The sequence below is a fragment of the Lentzea sp. CA-135723 genome, from assembly GCF_050936595.1.
Lineage (GTDB): Bacteria > Actinomycetota > Actinomycetes > Mycobacteriales > Pseudonocardiaceae > Lentzea.
In genome coordinates, this window is record NZ_JBNJMK010000001.1 from 1,986,373 (window position 1) to 2,008,152 (window position 21,780).

Sequence of the window (21,780 nt, forward strand, 5' to 3'; positions counted from 1 at the left end):
CAAGTCAAGAATTTGCGTGAGTTCCGGTACAAACTTTCGCTCAAAGTCGGAAGAAGTCGGCGGCTAAAGTCGATCTGTGTCAGCGACTCCGGCCAACCTGCGGCGCCTCGGCCGCCTGCGCGTTCTCCAGGCGGTGAGCGAGATCGGCGAGGTCTCCCGCGGCGATCTGGTGCGGCACACCGGTCTGTCCAGGGCGACCATCAGCACGCTCGTCGCCGACCTGGCCCGCGAGGGTCTCGTGCGGGAGCAGAGCTCGACGGCGACCCGCCTCGGCCGCCCGCCGCAGGTCGTGTCGCTCGTGCCGGAGGCCGGGTACGCGTTCGGCCTCGACCTCGGGCACGACCACGCCCGGCTGGTCCTCGCCGACCTGGCGGGCACCCCGGTCTGGGACGGAACCGTGGAACTCGACGTCGACAGCTCGGCCGAGCACGCCGTCACCACCGCCGCCGGGCTGGTGCGGGCCGCGCTGGAGGACGCGGGGATCGAGCGAAGATCCGTGCTGGGACTGGGCGCCGGCATCGCCTGCCCGGTCGACCGCCGCACGGGGATGCTGCGCGCCGAGGGGATCATGCCCGCGTGGGCCGGCGCGAAACCGGCCGAGATGCTCACCGAACGGACCGGCCTGCGGACCCTGGTCGTCAACGACGCCAACGCGTGCGTGGTCGCCGAACGCCGCTACGGCGTGGCCCGGCACTGCGACGACGTGGTCTACCTGCGGCTCTCGGCCGGCATCGGCGCCGGGGTGGTGTGCGACGGGCGGATGTTGCTGGGCCACGACGGCCTGGTCGGCGAGCTCGGGCACATCTCGGTCGACCCGCGCGGCGAGGTGTGCCGGTGCGGCAACCGCGGCTGCCTCGAGACGATCGCGAGCCCGGCGGCGATCGCCCGGCTGCTGTCGCGCAGCTGGGGCCGCACGGTCACCACGGCCGAGCTGATGGCGTTGCTCGACGCGAAGGACCGGGGTGCCGTCCGCGCGGTCGAGGACGCGGGCGAGGCCGTCGGCCGGACCCTCGCCATGACGGTCATGACGCTCAACCCCCAGCTGGTCGTCGTCGGTGGTGAGCTCGCGGCGGCGGGCGCGGTGCTGTTCGAGCCGATCCGCCAGGCGTTGCGCCGCAACTCGGTGAGCGACCTGCACGGCGAGCTTCGAGTCGTGGACAGCGCGCTCGGCGACAGCGCGAGCGCCCGTGGTGCGGCGGCGCTCGTGCTCGCCGAAGCCCCCAACCTGCTGACTATTGACAAGGTTTGATCAAAAACCGATAGTCAAAGTCCATGCGCTGTGCAACTGTGTTATCACGGAGCGTGGTGGCAGCCCTGCTCGTCCTCGGTGTCACCACACCACCCGCAACGGCCGTTTCCCTGGTCACGGACCCGGTTTCGCACGTCGACCCGATGATCGGCACGGGCAGCGGCGGCGAGTCGGTCGGCCAGATCAACAACTTCCCCGGCCCCGCCGTGCCGTTCGGCATGCTGCAGTGGAGCCCGGACACCCCCGGCGCGTACGCCGGTTACCACTACGACAGCGACCGGATCAGAGGCTTCAGCCTGACGCACGCCTCGGTCGGCTGCACCCAGTACGGCGACGTCCCGATCCTGCCGGTGGTCGGAGACGTCGGGACGACACCGTGGAACCGCACGGAGAAGTTCTCGCACAGCACCGAGACCGCGAAGGCCGGCGAGTACTCCGTCATGCTGGCCGACTCGAACGTCCGCGTCGACATGACGTCCGCGACCCGCACGGGCCTCGCCTCCTACGCCTTCCCCGCGACCGACCAGGCCCGCGTGCTGGTCAAGGCGGGCGCGAGCCTCAACGGCAACAAGGCCGCGTCCGTGCGCACCACCGGCGACCGGACCGTCGTCGGGTCCGCGACCACCGGTGACTTCTGCGGCAAGCAGCACAGCTACACGGTCTACTTCGCGCTGGAGTTCGACCGTCCTTTCACGACGGTCGGCAGCTGGGACGGCACGACGGTCGAGCCGGGCACACTCGACGTCTCCGGCCCACGCTCCGGCGGGTACCTCACGTTCGACACGCGCACGAACCAGACCGTGAAGGCCAAGATCGCGATCTCGTTCGTCAGCGTCGAAGGCGCGCAGAACAACCTGCGCACCGAGATCCCCGGCTGGGACCTCGCCCCGATCAGGGCTGCGGCGAAGAAGCTCTGGCACGACAACCTGTCGCGGATCCAGGTCGGTGGCGGCACGCCGGAGCACCTGCGGACGTTCTACACCGCGCTCTACCACTCGCTGCTGTACCCGACGACGTTCAGCGACGTGGACGGCCGGTACATCGGCTTCGACAACCAGGTCCACGCCGTCCGCGCCCCGCAGAAAGTCCAGTACGCCAACTTCTCGCTCTGGGACACCTACCGCTGCCTCGCCGCGCTGCAGGCGTTGCTGCGCCCGGACGTCGCGAGCGACCTGGCCCAGTCGCTGGTCAACGACGCCGAGCAGTTCGGCTGGCTGCCGAAGTGGCCGGTGATGAACTCCGAGTCCGGCGTGATGAGCGGTGACAACGCCACCCCGTTCCTCGCCTCGCTGCACGCGTTCGGCGCGCGGAACTTCGACACCGCGAAAGCGTTGCAGTACATGCTGAAGGGCGCGACCACACCCGCCCCGCCGGGCTTCCCCTACCAGCAACGGCAGGGCGTGGTGGACTACCAGGAGTTCGGGTACGTGCCGAACGACCGATCGGAACAGGGGCACGTGCGCCTCGGCGGCTCGCAGACCCTGGAGTACGCGGTCGATGACTTCGCCCTCTCCCGCTTCGCCCAGGCCGTGAACAAGCCCGACATCGCCCGCGCCTACGCGACTCGCGGCCAGAACTGGCAGAACGTCTTCGACGGCGGCACCGGCTACCTGCGCCCGAAGGACAGCACCGGGGCGTTCCCGGCCGGTCCCGGTTTCGTGCCGCCCAAGCCCGGCCAGTTCGGGCAGGACGGGTTCGACGAGGGCAACGCCGCGCAGTACAACTACCTCGTCCCGCAGAACATGGCGGGCCTGATCACCGCGATGGGCGGCCGCGAGGCGGTCAACCAGCGCGCCGACGTGTTCTTCCAGCAGCTCAACGCCGGCCCGAACGTGCCGTACCAGTGGTCGGGCAACGAGGTCGACTTCGCGACGCCGTGGCTCTACGACTACACCGGCCAGCCGTGGAAGACCCAGGAGGTCGTGCGGCGCATCCAGACACAGCTCTTCTCGGCCACCCCGAACGGCGAACCGGGCAACGACGACCTCGGCGCGCAGTCGTCCTGGTACGTGTGGGCCGCGCTCGGCGCCTACCCCGTCACGCCCGGCACCACCGACCTCGCGCTCGCCAGCCCGTTGTTCCAGAAAGCCGTGATCCACCTGGCCAACGGCCGTCAGATCACGATCAACGCGCCGGCCGCCTCGGCGGACAAGCCGTACGTCCAGAAGCTCTCCCTCAACGGCCGGAACTGGAACAACACCGCCCTGCCCGCCTCGATCCTGCGCGACGGCGGCACGCTGGACTTCGAGCTGTCCGCGCAGCCGAACAAGTCCTGGGCGACGAACTCGCCGCCACCGTCCTATCAGGAGGGTCAGAAGGGCGCGATCGGCTACACCAGCCCGACCGGCCAGGTGGTCGCGAAGCAGGGCACGTCGTTCAACGCCACCGTCGGCGCGGTCGACACCGACGGCCGCGCGGACGTCGTGCGCTGGACCGCCAAGCCACCGCCGGGCATCACGGTCACCCCGTCGTCCGGCGTGCTGAACGGCCGGCTCCAGCAGGTCGCGGTCACCGTCGCCGCGGACACCCCGTCCGGCTACCACCCGGTGCCGTTCAGCTTCAACGACGGCGCCCTGCCCGGCGGGACGATCACCGTCACGGTCGCGGCGGCGGACGGCAGGGCGACGACGTGCGTGACGCTCGCCGCCACCGACACCGAGTGCGGCCTGCAGCGCCGGGACAACGACGACGGCCGCAGCGAACCGGTCGAAGGAGGTCGCAAGACCCTCAGCCCGTACCTGTACTTCGCGGTCACCGACGACCTCGTCCCGCCGGGCAGCGCGCACACCGCGACGATCACCGTCGACTACCTCGACCAGGGCACGACCACCTGGAACGTGCAGTACGACTCGACGACCGAGGCCTACAAGGGGAGCCCGTCGGTGACCAACACCGGCACCGGCACGTGGAAACAGGCGACGTTCACGCTGCCCGACGCCGGGTTCGGCAACCGGCAGAACGCCGCCTCCGACTTCCGGCTCTCCACCGGCCCCGGCTTCGTGCTCGCCAAGGTCCACGTCGCGGTCTCCGGCGGCACGGTCCTGCCACTCCACCTCTGTCCCGGCGACTAAAGTTCCGGTTCGTCAAGTTCTTGCGTGATCCTGTTCACATCTTGCACTCTGGAGTCGGATCGCCGACAAAGGAGTTCGCGATGTCCCTGTCACGCCGAACACTGCTCAGCACCGCGCTCGCCGTTCCCGCGCTGGGGGTCCTGCAGGCCCCGGCGCGGGCGGCCAGCCCACCCGGCGACGTCGTCGGCAAGATCACCGTCGGATACCAGGGCTGGTTCGCCTGCCGGGGAGACAACTCCCCCATCGACGGCTGGTGGCACTGGAACAACAACTGGAGCCAGCCGCCCGCGCCCCCGACCAGCTCGATCGTCGCGTGGCCGGACGTCCGCGACTACGCGCGCACGTACCAGACCGCGTTCGCCAACCTCAACGACGGACGCCCCGCGACGCTGTTCTCCAACTACGACCGCCAGACCGTCGACGTGCACTTCCAGTGGATGCGCGACAACAACATCGACACGGCGGCGTTGCAGCGCTTCAACCCGACCGGCGGCGAGGGCCCGATCCGCGACGCCGTGACCGCGCACGTCCGGCCCGCCGCCGAGGCGACCGGCCGCAAGTTCTACATCATGTACGACGTCACGAACTGGACGAACATGCAGTCGGAGATCAAGACCGACTGGCTGAACAAGATGTCCGCGTACACCTCCTCCCCCGCCTACGCGCGGCAGAACGGCAAGCCGGTCGTCTGCATCTGGGGCTTCGGCTTCAACGACCCCGGCCGCCCGTTCGCGCCGGAACCCTGCCAGGACGTGATCAACTGGTTCAAGGCGCGCGGTTGCTACGTGATCGGCGGTGTGCCGACGCACTGGCGGCTGGAGATCGAGGACTCGCGGCAGGGCTTCGGCAACGTCTACCGGTCGTTCGACATGATCTCGCCGTGGATGGTCGGCCGGATCGGCACGCCGGCGGACACGGATCGCTTCTACACCAACGTGAACCAGCCCGACCAGGCCGAGTGCAACGCGCGCGGGATCGACTACCAGCCATGCGTGCTGCCCGGCGATGTCGGGTCGCGCCAACGGTTGCACGGCGACTTCATGTGGCGGCAGTTCTACAACATGGTCCGCCTGGGCGCGCAGGGCATCTACATCTCGATGTTCGACGAGTTCAACGAGGGCAACCAGATCTGCAAGACCGCGGAGACGCAGGCCGACGTGCCCGCCGGGTCCGGTTACCTGGCGCTGGACGAGGACGGCACCCGTTGCTCTGCCGACTACTACATGCGCCTCACCGGCGACGGCGGCCGGATGCTCAAGGGCCAGATCGCGCTGACGGCGATCAGGCCCACCCAGCCGTGGATCGGCGGCCCGCCCACGCCGGACGTCGACCTGGCGGCCGGGCGCCCGACCACGCAAAGTTCGCAGACGCAGCACTACGGCAGCGGGTTCGCCGTCGACAGCGACCCGCACTCGTACTGGGAGAGCGCGAACAACGCCTTCCCGCAGTGGATCCAGGTCGACCTCGGCACGGCCGCCGCGCTGAAACGCGCGGTGCTCGCGCTCCCACCGAACCCCGCGTGGGGCCGGCGCACCCAGACGGTGACGATCGAAGGCAGCGCGAACGGTCAGCAGTTCAGCCCCCTGGCACCCCAGAACGGGTACGTGTTCGACCCCGCCACCGGCAACTCCGCGACGGCCACCCTGCCGGGCACGCAGGTCAGGTACGTGCGCCTCACGTTCACCGGCAACACCGGCTGGCCGGCCGGACAGCTCGCGGGGCTGAAGCTCTACACCTGATGGACCCTTGAAAACTGAAACGTGTTCTAGTTACGCTACCCGCATGATCGCCACAGTGGTGTGGGGCACAGGGAACGTGGGCCGCAGCGCGATTCGCGCCGTCGAGGCCCATCCGGCGTTGAAGCTGACGGCCGTGATCGTGCACAACCCCGAGAAGGCCGGCCGGGACGCGGGTGAGCTCGCCGGGCTGGACCACGAGCTGGGAGTCGCGGCCACCACCGACATCGACGCGGTGCTGGCCGCGAGTCCGCGCGCCGTCGTGTACGCGGCCTCCGGCGACATCCGGCCTGACGACGCCCTCGCCGACATCACGAAGGCCATCAGGGCGGGCGCGGTCGTCGTCACGCCGTCGCTCTACGCGCTCTACGACCACCGCAGCGCGCCACCGGAGCTTCGAGAACCGGTTCTAGCAGCCATCGAGGAGGGCGGCGGGTCGCTGTTCGTGTCCGGCGTGGACCCGGGCTGGGGCAACGACGTGCTGCCGTTGATCGTCAGCGGACTCGGCCACACCATCGACGCGGTGCGCTGCCAGGAGATCTTCGACTACTCGACCTACGACCAGCCCGACGCGGTGCGCTGGCTGATCGGGTTCGGGCAGCCGCTCGACTACCAGGCGCCGATGATCATGCCGACCGTCCCGACCATGATCTGGGGCGGGCAGATCCGGCTGATGGCACGGGCTCTGGGCGTCGAGATCGAGGAGATCCGCGAGACCGTCGACCGGCGCGCACTGGACGAGACCGTCACGACGCGGACCATGGGCGAGTTCGAGCAGGGCACGCAGGGCGCGATCCGGTTCGAGGTGCAGGGCATCGTCGGCGGCGAGCCGTTGATCGTGATCGAGCACGTCACCCGCATCCACGCCTCGTGCGCCACGGACTGGCCGATGCCGCCGTCCGGCGACGGCGCGCACAAGGTGATCATCGAGGGACAGCCGCGCATCGAGGTGTCCGTCGAGGCTGTCGACGAAGGTGAGAACCGGTCCGCCGGCGGCAACGCCACGGCGGTCGGCCGCATCGTCAACGCCCTCGACTGGCTGGCCGAGCAGGAACCCGGCCTGTACGACGCGCTCGACGTCCCGCTGCGGCCGGTCGCCGGCAAACTCGGAAGGGGCAAGCCGTGAACATCGACATCCCCGAGGGCAAGGACCCCATCGGGTACGTGTGGGGCGAGCTCGTGCCGGGCATCGGCATGGCCGCGGCCACCCTCTCGCTCGCCGTCTACCAGCACACCACGCTGGGGCTGCGCGAGTTCGAGGCGGCGCGGCTGCGGATCGCGCAGATCAACGGCTGCATGTTCTGCCTGGACTTCCGCACCGAACGCGACGGTGTGAAGGTCGAGGAGGAGTTCCTCGACGCGGTGACCCAGTGGCGCACCACCGACGCCCTCGACGACCGGGCGAAGCTGGCCGCGGAGTACGCCGAGCGGTACGCACTGGATCACCACGGTCTCGACGACGAGTTCTGGGCGCGGATGACCCAGCACTACACGCAGGTGGAGATCGTGGAACTCACGATGAGCGTCGGGGCCTGGCTCGTGTTCGGCAGGCTGAACCGGGTGTTCGGCCTCGACGCGATGTGCGTGCTGCCGAAGTTCTGATCACGTCCACAGTGGACCTGATCAGAAGTCGGTGGCGATGATCTTCTCGATGTTCCGCTCGGCCAGCGCCGTGATCGTGACGAACGGGTTCACCACGGTGCTGCCCGGGATCAGCGAACCGTCCATCACGTACAGACCCGGATACCCCTGCAGGCGGCCGTAGTTGTCGGTCGCCTTGCCGAGGATCGCGCCGCCCAGCGGGTGGTACGTCAGGTGGTCGCCCCAGATCTTGTACACGCCGAAGAGGTCGGTCCGGTAGATCGTCCCCTCCTTCGAGTTGATCTTGTCGAAGATGGACTTCGCGGCGTTGATCGAGACCTCCTTCCACGCCGTCTGCCAGTTCAGCTCGGCCTTGCCGGCGGCGGCGTTCCAGGTGAACGTGCCGCGGTTCGGCGTCTTCGTGATCGACAGGTAGAACGACGCGTAGGTCTCGATGCCGGTCGGCAGCGGCGCCACCTCGGCGAACGCACCGCCCGCGGCCCAGTTGTCGATGCCCAGGGTCGGGATGGACGACTGCAGCGAGCCGGTCGCGTCCCACATGTGGTTCGCGCGGCCGCACATGACGTTGCCGTTGTCGCCCCAGCCCTTGCCGACCTCGCCGTTCAGGTTCGGCAACGCGCCCGTGGCCTTGAACTTGACCAGGAGCTTGCTGGTGCCGACGCTGCCGGCCGCGAAGAACACCTTCGCCGCGGTGACCTCCTTGGCGGTGACCACGTCACCGGTGGTGTTGAGCTGCTCCATGGTGACCTTGTAGCCGCCGGTCGCGGGCCGGACGTCGATGACGCGGTGCAGCGGTGAGATGGTGACGCGGCCGGTCGCCCTGACCTTGCTGAGGTAGGTCTTCTGCAGCGACTTCTTGCCGTAGTTGTTGCCGAACAGGATCTCGCCGGCCAGCGCCGACTTCGGCACCGTCCCGGCGGCCTCCTGCTCCATGTAGTTCCAGTCGTACACGGTGGGCACGAAGACGTAGGGGAAGTTCGACCGCTGGGCGTGCTTCCTGCCGACCCGCGCGTACTGGTAGGCCGGGGTCGAGTCGAACCAGGCCGCCCTGATCAGGCCCACTCCGAGCTCCGCGTTCGCCCTCGGGTAGTAGGTGTTGTACATCTCGTCGGCGTTCACCGTCGGCAGGACGTCCGCGAAGTTCTCGCGCTTGGGCGTGACGGCCATGCCGCCGTTGACGAGCGAGCCGCCACCGACGCCACGTCCCTGGTAGACGGTGATGCCGGAGAACTCCTCCGCGTCGAGGATGCCCGTGTACTTCGGGATCGTCTTGTCGATCGGGATGCCCAGGAAGTGGCTCAGCGGCTGCTTCGTCTTGGTCCGCAACCAGAAGGACCGCTGGTCCGGGGTCGTCGTGTTGGCGAAGATCTTCCCGTCCGAGCCGGGGGTGTCCCACGCCATGCCCATCTCGACCATGTGGACGTCGACACCGGCCTGGGCGAGCCGCAGGGCCGTCACGCTGCCGCCGTAGCCGGTGCCGATCACCAGTGCGGGAACGACCGCCGCGTCGGAGATCGAGGCCGCCGCCCGTGCCACCGGAGCGACACCCCCGAGGGCGACTGCCCCAAGAATAGAACCTGTTCCAGCTATGAACGAACGTCGTGAAGGACCTTCAAAACCGTTGTCACACGTCATTGTGTGGGTCATGTGATCTTCCTCACTGTGGGCGCATGAGAACAAGTTATACCGGCGCTTGTAGATCAAGTCACTACCTGGTAGTCCCGGTTCCCTCGGGGAGCGCAGTGCTGGTGACGGCCCTGACGTCGAATTTCGGGACGCTCGCGGACAACCCGGACGGCCCAGCGCGAGCACACGATCCGGGAATGTTCGGGCACGGATGGTTGCCCGACAATCGAGCGATGCCCTCGGTATCTGGTGGTGGTGAGGACGCGAGACCGAGCGTCCTGGTGGTGGGTGCGGGAATGGCCGGCCTGACGGCGGCGCGGGCGTTGCGGGACCTCGGACATCCGGTGGTCGTGCTGGAGGCGCGCGACCGGGTCGGTGGCCGGATCTGGACCGACGAGCACGGGGTCGACCTGGGCGCGCACTGGATCCACGGCACGGACGGCAACCCGATCACGGACCTGGTCGAGGACCTCGGCATCCCGTACAGCTACGTGGGCGGGGACAGCGCCTACACCGGCGGGTTCGACAGCCTCGACCTGTTCGGAGCGGACCGCGGCGCCGTCTCCCACCGGTACAAGAGCCGGACGCTGGAACTGGCCGACGAGGTGGTGCACGAACTGGAACACCGGGCCGCCGTGGCCCGCAAGGCAGGCCACCCGGACATCTCGCTGGGCGAGGCGATGGCGGCCGTGCTGGCCGAACGCCGGTTGTCGCCCGAGGACGAACAGGCCGTGCGGTACCACCTGAACGTGATCCTGCGCGAGGACGCGGCGGAGGATCCGGACAAGCTCTCCCTGAAGCACTGGGAGGACGGCTACCTCGTCTACGGCTACGGCGACAGCACGTTGCACGACGGCTACCAGTCCGTTGTGGACGCTCTGGCGGACGGGCTGGACGTCCGGCTGGGACACGCGGTCACGCGGATCGGGCCGGGTCGGGTGACGACGGACCAGGGCGTGTTCGCCGCGGACAAGGTGCTGGTCACGTTGCCGCTGGGCGTGTTGAAGGCAGGAGCGGTCGAGTTCGTGCCACCGCTGCCGGAAGCCAAGCGGTCGGCGATCTCGCGGCTCGGGTTCGGCACGCTCAACAAGATCGCGCTGCACTACGACGAGGCGTTCTGGCCGCGCGAGCAGTACGTCTTCGGCTACCTGTGCCGCGACACCGACCGCTACCCCACCGTCGTGATCAGCATGTGGAAGTCCCATGGCAAGCCGGTCCTGGTGATGCTGCTCGGCGCCTCGCTCGGCCGGGAGGCGGAGACCTGGTCCACTGAGGACGTTCGCGCGTACGCCACCTCGGTCGTCGCGGACCTGTTCGGGGAGGACGCGCCGGCGCCGGTCAGCGTCTCGCGCACCGCGTGGTCGTCAGATCCGCACTCGCTCGGCTCCTACACGTGCATCGGTGTCGGCTCGTCGTCGAAGGACATCGCGACGCTCGCGGAACCGGTGGGATCGGTGCACTTCGCCGGTGAGGGCACGAATCCGTACCACTGGGGCTGCGTGCACAGCGCGTACGAGACGGGGTTGCGCGAGGCCGCGCGGATCAGCGGCAACTCCGAGCTCTACACGCCGCCGAGCGCGGGCAGGTCGCGCGCCCAGTCCCGCAACACCGACCGGATGCTCCGGTTCGCGCGGATGCGGATGAACCACATCACCGAGCCCGAGCTGACCGAACGGCTGGCGTGCCTGCGGGAGAGCGTCGATCCCCACGGCGTGCGGTTGTTCGCGGCGCTGGCCGGCGCCGAACTGGAGACGCTCGCGTCGATGTTCGACGAGATCCCTTACGCGGCGGGCGATGTCCTGTTCCACGAGGACGACGAGGCGCACGGCGTGTTCCTGGTGGCGTCCGGGCGGATCGAGATCGACTTCGGCGGGATCTACGAACGCGCGGTGCTCGGCCGTGGCGCGCTGCTGGGCCACTACGACATGTTCTTCAACGCCCGCACCACGTCCGTGACGGCGCTGACCAACGACGTGGTGGTGTTCTACCTCGACCACTACCGCTACCAGAACTTCCTGTACGCGTTCCCGGACGTGATGATGCTGATGCTCTCCGACCTCGTGACGCGGTGGGAGCAGTTGGAGAGCGCGCTGGGCGCCACGACGCTGCCGAAATTGAGTGGAGCGGTGCCGCCCAGGGCCGTTACGTTCCTGCCCGACTGAGTCGTCGAGGCTGGGACGTGCCGTTGTACACCTGCTGAGTCTTCCCAAGCGCTGGTCTTCGTTGCGCGCCGCTCACTGAGCGACGTGCTCCCCTTGCTGCGGATTTCTCACCGAACGGTGTACTCCTGTGCTCTTCACCTGGGCCGTCGTGCCCACCTGTCTTCCTGCCGTCCGCCGGCGTTGCCACGTCTGCTCGTCCGACCGGTTCCGGCCGAGCGGCAAGTTCCGGGTCAACGCCAACCACAAGGTCCTCGACGCCTGGCTCCTCGTGCTCTGCGAGGACTGCGGGGACACGGCCAAGCTCACGATCTTCGAACGGGCGCACGTCCGCACGGTCCGTCCGGCGTTGCTGGAACGGTTGCACGTCAACGACCTCACGCTCGTCCCCGAGCTGCTGCAGGACCCGGTCCTGCTCCGGCGCAACCACGTCTCGCTCGACTGGGACGGCGCGTGGCGGCTCGACACCGGCGGTTCGGACCACCTCGACCGGGAGGTGATCGACGTGGCCGTGCGGTTCGAGGCGCGCATCCCGGTCCGGCCGGTGCGGCTGATCGCGGACGGGTGCGGCCTGTCGCGCGGTGAGGTCGAACGGCTCGTCGCCGAGGGGAAGGCGGTGTCGGCGGTCCGGTTGACCGGCAAGGTCACCGGCGACTTCACCTTCACCCTCAAGCGCTGAACGAGTCGCTCAATGCCGTGAGTGCGGCGGCCACGCCCGGAGGATCGGGCGGGTCGCCGTACGTCACGGCGTGGATCTCGCGGTGGAAGCCGGCGAGCTCGCTGGCCTCGACGTCGGGACGGCGGTGCGCTTGCAGACCCAGTCCGGCGAGGATCGCGACGCCCGCTCCGGCGGCGACCAGTGCCTGCACCACGACCATGTCGTCGCTGTGGGACGCGATCCGCGGCGCGAAGTCCTCGCTGCGGCACACCGCCTCCAGCTCGGCCTGGCACGCGTCGCAGCCGCCGATCCACGGCGAGTCGCGGTGGTGCGCGAGGCTGTCGTCCTGCTGCTTGCTGATCAGGTAGATCGGGTCGTCGCCGAGGTGGACGAACCGGAAGCCGTCCTGCCTCGGCTCTCCGGGGTGCCGGAAGACGACGGCGATCTCGATCTCGCCGAGGCGCAGCATCTCCAGCGCTTCGACGGGATGTCGTTCGTAGAGGCTGAGTTCGAGGCCTGGATGCCGCTCGGCCAGCTCGGCCGCCGCGCGCGGGACGATCGTCGCGGCCGTGGAGGCGTTGGCCGCGACCCTGACCCGGCCCGCCTGGAGTCCGGCGTGGGCGGCGAGCTCCGCGGTGGCGGCGTCGACCCTGCCGACGATCTCGGCCGCGCGGTTCGCGAGCAGCTGCCCTTCCGGCGTGAGGCGGACGCCGCGGCCGACCCGTTGCAGGAGCTGCACGCCCGTGGCCGCTTCGAGTCTCGCCAGGTGGTGGCTCACCGACGGCTGGGAGTAGTGCAGCCGGTGCGCGGCCTCGGTCACCGAGCCGTACCGGGCCACCGCCGCCAGCACCTTGAGGTGCACGAGGCTGAGCATTCATCGAGGCTATCAATGTCTGCGCCTCGGTTTTGGCATTGGACGTCATGAATTCGCCAGGCCAGGCTGGGGTGCATGACGAAGGTGACGTGCGATCTCTCGATCTCCCTCGACGGCTGCTCGGCCGGGCTCGGCCAGGCCGAGGACCGTCCGTTCGGCGACGACGGCGGCGACGGCTGGGGCAGCGTGCTGCACGCCTGGATGGAGGCCCCCGAGGAGATGAGGTGGCAGATGGACCGCCTCGCCGAGACGAAGGCGTTCATCATGGGGCGCAACATGTTCGGCCCGGTCCGCGGTTCCTGGGACCGCGAGTGGAACGGGTGGTGGGGGCCGAACCCGCCGTACCACGCGCCGGTCTTCGTGCTCACCCATCACGCGCGGGAGCCGCAGCCGATGGAGGGCGGCACGACGTTCCACTTCGTGACCGACGGGCCCGCGAAGGCGTTCGACCTGGCCAGGGAGGCGGCCGGCGACGGGAACATCTCGATCCACGGCGGCGCGTCGACCATCAACCAGTACCTGACCCTGGGGTTGATCGACGAGCTGCGGCTGCGGATCGTGCCGGTCACGCTCGGCGCCGGGACGAGGTTGTTCGACGGTGTTCCCGGGCTGCGGCTGGAGCAGACGTCGTCGCGGTCCGGCGAGGCGTTCACGCATGTGACGTACAGGGTCCTGCGCTGACTGGCCTCTTGATCGCTCCACATCGTCAGGCCAAGGTGAGAGGTGTTCACGTCCCTGAACACCTCGGCAGCCAACGGTGTCAGACGAGGAGCACGGATGCGGAAACGCGCGCTAGTCCCCCTGCTTGCCCTACTCACCCTGGGTCTCCCGGCCCCGGTCACCGCCCAGCCGAACGGCACGGTGATCTCCGGGCAGGCGAGGTTCCAGGTCCTCTCCCCCACTCTCATCCGGTCCGAATTCGCCGGGGAACGCCGCTTTGAGGACCAGAGCACTTACAACGTTGTAAACCGCACGTTCCCCCGGACCGCGTACACCTCGCGGGTCTCCGACGGGTGGCTGACGATCACCACCTCGGCGCTGACCCTGCGGTACCGCGTGGGTTCCGGGCCGTTCCGCGCGGACAACCTCGAGCTGAAATCCGGTGGCACGACCGCGTCCCCGTGGCGGCGGGTGGTCTGTGCGACCGGGCAGCTGTGCGAGGCCGAGGACACGGCCCGCGAGGGCGTGCTGGTCGCGGCGGACCACCCCGGGCACTCCGGGTCCGGGTTCGTGGCCGGGTTCACCTACCGCAACAACGGGATCACGGCGACCGTGCGCGCTTCCGCCGCCGGCCGGCACCGCGTGGTCGTGAAGTACGCGAACGGGCAGGGTGGCGACGGCAAGCACGAGAACCGCACGCTGAGCCTCTCCGTCGACGGCCAGGCGCCCCGGCAGCTCACCCTTCCTGCCACGGCGGACTGGAACTCCTGGCAGCAGGTGTCGGCCGACGTCGACCTCTCGGCGGGTGAGCACCGCGTCGCGTTGACGCGCGGTGCCGCCGACTCGGGCAACGTCAACGTCGACAGTCTCGCGTTGCTGAGCGGGGATCAGGGCTATCCCGCCGTCCGGGCGATCGACGACTGCCGGTTCGGCACGACCTGCGAGGCCGAGAACGGCGTGGTGAGCGGGGCGGCGAAGATCGCGGACGAGCACGCCGGGTTCGCGGGCACCGGGTTCGTCGCCGAACTGGTCGGCGGCACGCGGCTGACCCAGCGGGTGTCGAGCGTTCCGGCCGGCACGCACCCGGTGACGTTGAGGTACGCCAACGGTGTCGGTGGCGACGGCAAGCACGAGACGCGGACCGTGCTGGTCAACGGCCAGGCGGTCACGCTGCCCATCACGGCCGACTGGAAGACCTGGGCCACGGCCACGGCTTCGATCTCGTTGCCCGCCGGGACCTCCGACCTGACCATCACGTGCCCGGACGCCGGCTGCCACGTCAACCTCGACACTCTCGGCATCGGCAACTCGGTGCAGCACCTGGCACTCGGCGGCTACCGGCGTTCGCTCGACGGCTACACCGGCAACAACGGCGATCCGCAGCTCACGCCCGGCCTGCTGTACCGCGACGGCTGGTACCTGCTGGACGACACTCCTTCCGCGCTGCGCAACGGAACCCCGCGCGGCGACCGGGGGGCCCAGCCGTACCAGGACGGGTACGTGTTCGGCTACGGCACGAACTACAAGGCGGCGCTCGGTGACCTGGCGACGTTGACCGGCGGGCCGAAGGTGTTGCCGCAGTGGGCCTACGGCGTCTGGTACTCCGAGTACATCGACCGCACGGCCGCCGACTTCCGCGACCGCGTCCTGCCCGCGTTCCGGCAGCACGGCGTGCCGCTGGACGTGCTGGTGGTCGACACGGACTTCAAGGCGCACAACCTGTGGAACGGCTGGCGGATGGACCAGGCGAAGTTCCCCGACCCGCAGGGGTTCCTGGACTGGGCGCACGGCGAGGGCCTGCACAGCACGCTGAACATCCACCCGAGCATCCAGGGCGACGACCCCGACTTCGCGCAGGCCCAGGCCACCGCGAAGGGCAAGCTGGCGCGCGGTTCCTGCACCAACTGCTACGTGTTCGACTGGGCCGACCCGGACCAGCTGCGGGCGTACGTCGAGCTGCACCGGAAGATGCCGACGGACTTCTGGTGGCTCGACTGGTGTTGCGACGGTTCGGGTTCGTCGATGCGGGGCGTCACAGCGGACTCGTGGATCAACGAGCAGTACGCGAAGATGGGCTCGTTCGCGTTCTCGCGCGGGTTCGGGTCGTTGCAGGCGGGCGGCTACAGCGGTTCCGGGCCGTTGCCGACCGGGCCGTGGGCGGAGAAGCGCACGACGTTGCACTTCACCGGCGACACCTCGTCGACGTGGGGCACGCTGAAGGCGACCATCGGCTACACCTCGGCCGAGGGCGTGGCGACGGGCATGTCGAACATCAGCCACGACATCGGCGGGCACAACGACACGACCGGGCTGCGCGGGTCGGAGCAGTACCTCGACAACGGGCAGCTCCGCTGGACCACCAAGCTGCCGGACGACCTGTACGCGCGGTGGGTGCAGCTCGGCGCGTTCCAGCCGATCACCCGCCTGCACAGCAACCACAGCGATCGTCTGCCGTGGCAGTACGGACCGGCCGCGCAGGCGTCCGCGACGAAGTTCCTGAACCTGCGCGAACGGCTGGTGCCGTACCTCTACTCGGTGGCGGAGCAGGCTCAGCGGACCGGTGTGCCCATGGTGCGTCCGGCTTACATCGAGTATCCGGGCTCACCGGAGGCCTACTCCACTGTGGACAGCCAGTTCCTGCTTGGGTCCGACCTGCTGGTCGCGCCGATCACGACGCCCGGTGACGTCGGTTCGACGCGCGTGTGGTTCCCGCCCGGCCAGTGGACCGACTACTTCACCGGCCAGGTGTACCAGGGCAACACCTGGGCGACGGTCAGCGCGGGGCTCGACACCATGCCGGTGTTCCTGCGTTCGGGCGGGGTGCTGGTCGAGCGTTCGGCGGACGTGGCGCACGACGTCGCGGGCGGGCCGTTGACCGTGCATGTGACGGCGGGCGCGACCGGTGAGTTCACGTTGTACGAGGAGAACGGGAAGCGCACGCGGATCGTGCAGGCGCGCGACCACCTGCTCGTGCTGCCGGCGTCCAAACGGGACTGGAAGGTCGTGGTGCACGACGGCGGTTCGACCCGCACGGTGCAGGGGTCGGGCGCGGTGATCAGTCTTCGGGCACCCAGGTGAGCAGGCGGACCTTGGCGACGGTCCGGACGTGCTTGCGCATCGCGGCGGCGGCCTTCTTCGCGTCGCCCGCCGCGATGGCCTCGTAGATCGCCGTGTGCTGCGCCAGTGACCGGGAGGGACGCCCCGGCTGGCGCAGCGACTCGGTGCGGCTCTCGGTGATCTGCTGGGCGATGGTCTTCATGAAGTCGGCCAGCAGGGAGCTGTGCGCCGCGGCGGTGACGGCGGCGTGGAAGCGGCGATCCCCTTCCACGCCGTTGTCGCCGTTGGCGATCTCGTCGCGCATGAAGTCGAGCGATGCCCTGATCGTTTCCAGCTCGTCCTCGGTGCGGCGTTCGGCGGCGAGCTCGGCGAGCTTGGTCTCCAGCGCCTCGCGGGCCTCCAGCACCTCCGGGAGGCGCTTGCGGCGTTCGACGAGCTGCTCGACCGGTTCGACGTCGAGGGTGTCGCGCACCAGGTAGGTGCCGCCGCCGTGGCGTGCCTCGACCAGGCCCTGGACCTCCAGGACCACGATCGCCTGCTTGACCGACGCGCGGCTGACGCCGAGACTCGCGGCCAGGTCGCGTTCGGCCGGCAGCCTGTCCCCCGCCTGGAGCCCGGCCTCGGTGACGTGCGCGCGCAGCCGTTCGAGCACCTGCTCGTACAGGCGGGACTTCACCATCGGCCTCAGCGCCTCGGACATAACCGCCAGAATAACCGGTCAAGTGGCTCAGCCACTAGGCCACCTCTTGACAGCTGCTCGACAGTGGGCGGAAAGTGGCTGAGCCACTCGGCCACTGTTGCTCTGGCCGCCACCGGACAGCCCCAACGACGGGAGCCCTGCATGTCCGCCGAACTGATCTCGATACTCGTGCTGGTCGTGGTGTTCGTCATCGCCACGACCAGGTCGATCAACATGGGTGCGCTCGCCTTCGCCGCCGCCTTCGGGGTCGGCACGCTGGTCGCGGACATGAAGACCGACGACATCTTCAAAGGCTTCCCCGGCTCGCTCTTCGTCGTGCTGGTCGGGGTCACGTTCCTGTTCGCCATCGCCCGCGCCAACGGCACCACGGACTGGCTGGTGCACATGGCGATCCGGGCCGTGGGCGGGCGGATCGCGCTGATGCCGTGGGTGATGTTCGCGATCACCGGCGTGCTGACGGCGATCGGCGCGGTGAGCCCGGCGGCCGTCGCCATCGTGGCGCCGATCGCGATGGGGTTCGCGGCCAAGTACCGGATCAACCCGCTGCTGATGGGTGTGATGGTGGTGCACGGCGCGCAGGCGGGCGGGTTCTCGCCGATCAGCATCTACGGGACGATCGTCAACGGCATCGTGGCCAAGGAAGGCCTGCCGGGCAACGAGATCGTGCTGTTCCTGGCCAGCCTCGTGGTGAACCTGCTGATCGCGGCCGTGGTGTTCGTGGTGCTGGGCGGGATGAAGCTCGCGAGGCAGCCGCTCGGCACGCCCGCGCTGGTGGGGGCTGGTGACGGAGCAGGAGAAGGCAGCACGGGTGGCGGTGCCGGTGGCGGCGCAGGCGGCGATGCGGCTGGCGGCAGCGACCCCTCCTCCGCCACTTCCGCCGAGGCTGACGAGCGCGTTCCCCTCACCGCTCCTCGCCTGGCCACCCTGCTCGGCCTCGCCGCCCTGGTCGTCGCCGCCCTCGTCTTCGACCTCGACGTCGGCCTCGCCGCCATCACCGTCGCCGTGCTGCTCAGCGTCGTGTGGCCGGAGACCTCCAAGCAGGCCATCACCCAGATCACCTGGCCGACCGTCCTGCTGATCTGCGGCATCCTCACCTACGTCGCGGTCCTGCAGACGATGGGCACGATCAAGTGGGCCGGTGACTCGGTGGCCGGTGTCGGCGCTCCGCTCCTCGCGGCGCTGCTGATCTGCTACATCGGCGCGATCGTGTCGGCGTTCGCCTCGTCGGTCGGCATCATGGGCGCGCTGATCCCGCTGGCCGTGCCGTTCCTGTTGCAGGGCGAGGTGAGCGTGGTCGGCCTGATCGCCGCTCTGGCGGTGTCGGCGACGGTGGTCGACGTGAGTCCGTTCTCCACCAACGGCGCGCTCGTGCTGGCGGGCGCACAGGACGTGGATCGCGACAAGTTCTTCAAGCAGTTGATGGTCTACGGCGGGATCATGGTCGCGGCAGCGCCGCCGCTGGTCTGGCTCGCCCTCGTCGTCCCGGGAATCTGGTGAGTCGATGTTCGCCTTGCAGTCCGACCGCGTCGCCCTCCGCTTCGGCGACCGAACCCTGACCCACGCCGAACTCCGCTTGTGCGCCGGAGCGCTGGCCCGCTCGCTGGACGGGCTGCCGCGGGTGGCCGTGTGGGCGACCCCGACGATCGAGACGTGCGTGGCCGTCGTGGCCGCGTTGCTCGCCGGGGTGCCCGCCGTGCCGCTCAACCCGAAGGTGGGCGAACGCGAACTCGCGCACATCGTCGCCGACAGCGCGCCCGCCCTGGTGCTGGCCGCGCCGGGCGTGCCGCTGCCCGCCGGCCTGGATTCGGTGCCGCGCGGAGAGGTCGCGCTCGACGGTGCTGATGCCGAGCCGTTCGCGGATCCCGGCCCCGAGGCGCCGGCGTTGATCGTCTACACCTCGGGCACGACCGGCGCGCCCAAGGGGGTCGTGCTGCCACGCCGGGCCATCGTGTCCACTTTGGACGCTGTCGCGCAGGCGTGGCAGTGGACTTCGGCGGACGTGCTGGTGCACGCGTTGCCGTTGTTCCACGTGCACGGGCTGATCCTCGGCGTGCTCGGGCCGTTGCGCCAGGGCGGCACTCTGCACCACCTGGGCAGGTTCTCCACCGGCGCCGTCGTGGAGGCGTTGAACGGAGACGGCACGATGATGTTCGGCGTGCCGACGATGTACCACCGCATCGCCGAGGAGGTCGGGGCCGACCCGGAACTGGGGCAGGCACTCGGTCGGGCACGGCTGCTGGTGTCGGGCTCGGCGGCGTTGCCCGTCCGCGACCACGAACGGATCGCGGCCGCGACCGGCCAGCGCGTGGTGGAGCGGTACGGCATGACCGAGACGCTGATGAACACCAGCGTCCGCTTCGACGGCGACCGCAGGCCTGGAACGGTGGGCGAGCCCCTGCCAGGCGTCGAGGTGCGGCTGGTCGACGACGCGGGCACGACGCTGGACGAGACCGGTGCGATCGGGGAGATCCAGGTGCGCGGCCCGAACCTGTTCACCGAGTACCTGAACCGCCCCGACGCGACCGCGGAGGCGTTCGCGGACGGCTGGTTCCGCACCGGCGACGTGGGCACGCGCGACGACGACGGCTATTACCGGATCGTCGGCCGCAAGGCCACGGACATCATCAAGAGCGGCGGCTACAAGATCGGCGCGGGCGAGATCGAGAACGCCCTGCTGGAACACCCTGCCGTCAAGGAGGTGGCGGTGACCGGCGAGCCCGACGACGACCTGGGCGAGCGGATCGTCGCCTGGGTGGTGCCCGCAGGCGCCGAGCCGTCACCCGACGACCTCGCCGACCACGTGGCCAGGCTGCTCACCCCGCACAAGCGGCCGCGGCTGGTGCGGTTCGTGGAGTCGTTGCCGCGCAACGACATGGGCAAGGTGATGAAACGTGCCCTGCGGACGTGAGCCGGCACGCGAGCTGATCGGACGGGTGGCGGCGTCGTTCGCCGAGCTGCCGGAGGAGCGGTCAGGCGACCTGGGCGTGAACGGACCGCTCGACTGGCCGGGCTACGGCGACCAGCTCGCCAGAGCCACCGCCGTCACCGGGGAACACGAGTCCGTCGTCTGCGGCGTCGCCGACATCGGCGGCGTCCGCACCGCGGTCGTCGCGTTCGAGTTCGGCTTCCTCGGCGGCTCCCTGGGCACCCGCACCGGTGCCCGCATCGAGCAGGCCTTCACGCACGCCCGCGAGCACCGCCTGCCGGTCGTGTCCCTGGTGGCGACCGGCGGCAGCCGCATGCAGGAGGGCACCCCCGCCCTCCTCCAGCTCCCCCGCATCGCCCGCCAGATCACCCTGACCCGCGCGGCCGGCCTGCCGCACATCGCGGTCCTGCGAGACCCGACGACCGGTGGCGGCTGGGCGACCTTGGGCGCCGGTGCCGACGTTGTCCTGGGCCTGAGAGGCGCCCAGGTCGGGTTCGCGGGGTCACGGGTGCGGCCACCGGGCTACTCGGTGACCCAGCAGTTCGCGGCCGGACTGGTCGACCAGCTGCTGACGTCGGAAGAACTGCCCGCCAGGCTGGCCCGCTGGCTCCACCTGCTCACCACCCCCGGCGACGAGGCCCCGGTGCCGCGAGCGCTGGGGCAGGCCGCGTTGCCGGCGACGGGCTGGGATGCGGTGCTGAACGCCCGAACGCTGGGCCGACCCCGCGCCAAGCAGTACCTCGCCGCCTACTTCGACTGGCACGAGCCGATCAACGGCGACCGGGCCGGCGGTGTCGATCCCGGTGTCCTGTGCGGGTTCGGACACCGCGACGGCAGGACGTTCGCCTACGCCGCGCAGTGCGGCACGGCCACGCGACCGGCCGGATTCCGCACGGCCGCGCGGCTCGTGCGGCTGGCGGACCGGCTGGGCGTTCCCGTCCTCACGCTCGTGGACACACCGGGTGCGGCCAACGAGGCGGCGGCCGAGAAGGCCGGGGTGGGGGCGGCGATCGCGGAGCTGTTCACCGCGATCGCGGCGGCGTCCGTGCCCGTGACGACGCTGGTGATCGGCGAGGGCGGATCCGGTGGCGCGCTGGCGTTCGCCGCGCCGGACCGCATGTGGGTGACGCCGGACAGCTACTTCGCGGTGATCTCCCCCGAGCTCGCGACCGCAATCCTGAAACGGGATCCGGCGCAGGCCCGGCGGACGGCGGACCAGTTGCGGCTGCGGCCGCAGGACCTGGTCGAGCTGGGCGTGGCGCGGGGGATCTCCCAGCCCGACCAGACCGTCGATCAGGCCACAGCGATGTAGAGGAACGCCAGCAGCGAACTCGGGACGCAGATCGTGACGAGCCCGATGACGCCGTAGAACGGCTCCTTCTTCTGCACCATCGCGACCAACGAGCCGACACCGGCGATCACGGACGCGACGAGCAGCAGCAAAACGACGTACGACATGGAC

At 69.7% G+C, this 21,780-nt stretch carries 16 protein-coding genes; 12 read left to right on the plus strand and 4 right to left on the minus strand.

What is annotated here, in order from left to right; all coding sequences use genetic code 11:
- Positions 1-76 precede the first annotated feature (76 nt).
- From ACQEU1_RS08620 to ACQEU1_RS08640, 5 genes are all read left to right on the plus strand, one after another.
- Complete coding sequence (locus tag ACQEU1_RS08620; protein WP_433198075.1) at positions 77-1,249, plus strand: ROK family protein; 1,173 nt, start codon at positions 77-79, stop codon at positions 1,247-1,249.
- 56 nt (positions 1,250-1,305) lie between these two features.
- The gene (locus ACQEU1_RS08625; RefSeq protein WP_433198077.1) at positions 1,306-4,320 is read left to right on the plus strand and encodes a GH92 family glycosyl hydrolase; all 3,015 of its coding nucleotides are present in this window, start codon (positions 1,306-1,308) and stop codon (positions 4,318-4,320) included.
- 80 nt (positions 4,321-4,400) lie between these two features.
- On the plus strand, positions 4,401-6,059 hold the full coding sequence (locus ACQEU1_RS08630) for a discoidin domain-containing protein (RefSeq protein WP_433198079.1): 1,659 nt from the start codon (positions 4,401-4,403) through the stop codon (positions 6,057-6,059).
- A 43-nt stretch (positions 6,060-6,102) separates the two neighbouring features.
- Positions 6,103-7,182 carry an NAD(P)H-dependent amine dehydrogenase family protein gene (locus ACQEU1_RS08635; protein ID WP_433198081.1) on the plus strand — a complete coding sequence of 360 codons (1,080 nt, stop codon included), beginning with the start codon at positions 6,103-6,105 and terminating at the stop codon, positions 7,180-7,182.
- Complete coding sequence (locus tag ACQEU1_RS08640; protein WP_433198083.1) at positions 7,179-7,658, plus strand: carboxymuconolactone decarboxylase family protein; 480 nt, start codon at positions 7,179-7,181, stop codon at positions 7,656-7,658. The genes ACQEU1_RS08635 and ACQEU1_RS08640 overlap by 4 nt, the downstream gene beginning before the upstream one ends.
- A 21-nt stretch (positions 7,659-7,679) precedes the next feature.
- Here the strand turns inward: ACQEU1_RS08640 and ACQEU1_RS08645 are convergent, their stop codons facing one another.
- Positions 7,680-9,293, minus strand: coding sequence for a GMC oxidoreductase (locus ACQEU1_RS08645; RefSeq protein ID WP_433211395.1), 1,614 nt, complete (start codon positions 9,291-9,293; stop codon positions 7,680-7,682).
- A gap of 224 nt (positions 9,294-9,517) precedes the next feature.
- Between ACQEU1_RS08645 and ACQEU1_RS08650 the strand changes: the two genes are divergently transcribed.
- Both ACQEU1_RS08650 and ACQEU1_RS08655 read left to right on the plus strand, forming a co-directional pair.
- The gene (locus ACQEU1_RS08650; RefSeq protein WP_433198085.1) at positions 9,518-11,446 is read left to right on the plus strand and encodes an FAD-dependent oxidoreductase; all 1,929 of its coding nucleotides are present in this window, start codon (positions 9,518-9,520) and stop codon (positions 11,444-11,446) included.
- 127 nt (positions 11,447-11,573) lie between these two features.
- Positions 11,574-12,122, plus strand: a complete 549-nt coding sequence (locus ACQEU1_RS08655) for a DUF1062 domain-containing protein (protein ID WP_433198087.1) — start codon at positions 11,574-11,576, stop codon at positions 12,120-12,122.
- Here ACQEU1_RS08655 and ACQEU1_RS08660 read toward each other — a convergent pair.
- A complete protein-coding gene (locus ACQEU1_RS08660; RefSeq protein ID WP_433198089.1) occupies positions 12,112-12,975 on the minus strand; it encodes a LysR family transcriptional regulator in 864 nt (287 codons plus the stop codon). The genes ACQEU1_RS08655 and ACQEU1_RS08660 overlap by 11 nt on opposite strands.
- Before the next feature lie 75 nt (positions 12,976-13,050).
- Here ACQEU1_RS08660 and ACQEU1_RS08665 point away from each other — a divergent pair, with 75 nt between their 5' ends.
- Both ACQEU1_RS08665 and ACQEU1_RS08670 read left to right on the plus strand, forming a co-directional pair.
- Complete coding sequence (locus ACQEU1_RS08665; protein ID WP_433198091.1) at positions 13,051-13,656, plus strand: dihydrofolate reductase family protein; 606 nt, start codon at positions 13,051-13,053, stop codon at positions 13,654-13,656.
- Positions 13,657-13,752: 96 nt separating this feature from the next.
- Positions 13,753-16,713, plus strand: coding sequence for a TIM-barrel domain-containing protein (locus ACQEU1_RS08670; protein ID WP_433198093.1), 2,961 nt, complete (start codon positions 13,753-13,755; stop codon positions 16,711-16,713).
- Here the strand turns inward: ACQEU1_RS08670 and ACQEU1_RS08675 are convergent.
- Positions 16,691-17,392, minus strand: a complete 702-nt coding sequence (locus ACQEU1_RS08675; protein ID WP_433198095.1) for a FadR/GntR family transcriptional regulator — start codon at positions 17,390-17,392, stop codon at positions 16,691-16,693. The genes ACQEU1_RS08670 and ACQEU1_RS08675 overlap by 23 nt on opposite strands.
- Positions 17,393-17,533: 141 nt before the next feature.
- On the opposite strand from ACQEU1_RS08675, the gene ACQEU1_RS08680 reads away from it, so the two are divergent.
- The 3 genes from ACQEU1_RS08680 to ACQEU1_RS08690 are packed head-to-tail and all read left to right on the plus strand — an operon-like array spanning position 17,534 to position 21,630.
- The gene (locus ACQEU1_RS08680; RefSeq protein WP_433198097.1) at positions 17,534-18,889 is read left to right on the plus strand and encodes an SLC13 family permease; all 1,356 of its coding nucleotides are present in this window, start codon (positions 17,534-17,536) and stop codon (positions 18,887-18,889) included.
- Positions 18,890-18,893: 4 nt separating this feature from the next.
- Positions 18,894-20,300 carry an acyl-CoA synthetase gene (locus ACQEU1_RS08685; protein WP_433198099.1) on the plus strand — a complete coding sequence of 469 codons (1,407 nt, stop codon included), beginning with the start codon at positions 18,894-18,896 and terminating at the stop codon, positions 20,298-20,300.
- Positions 20,284-21,630 (plus strand): carboxyl transferase domain-containing protein, encoded by a 1,347-nt coding sequence (locus tag ACQEU1_RS08690; protein ID WP_433198101.1) that lies wholly within the window; start codon positions 20,284-20,286, stop codon positions 21,628-21,630. Before ACQEU1_RS08685 ends, ACQEU1_RS08690 begins: the two co-directional genes overlap by 17 nt.
- On the opposite strand, the gene ACQEU1_RS08695 is transcribed toward ACQEU1_RS08690, so the two are convergent.
- Positions 21,612-21,776: a hypothetical protein gene (locus ACQEU1_RS08695; protein WP_433198103.1), complete on the minus strand. Its 165-nt coding sequence runs from the start codon at positions 21,774-21,776 to the stop codon at positions 21,612-21,614. The genes ACQEU1_RS08690 and ACQEU1_RS08695 overlap by 19 nt on opposite strands.
- Positions 21,777-21,780: the final 4 nt, after the last annotated feature.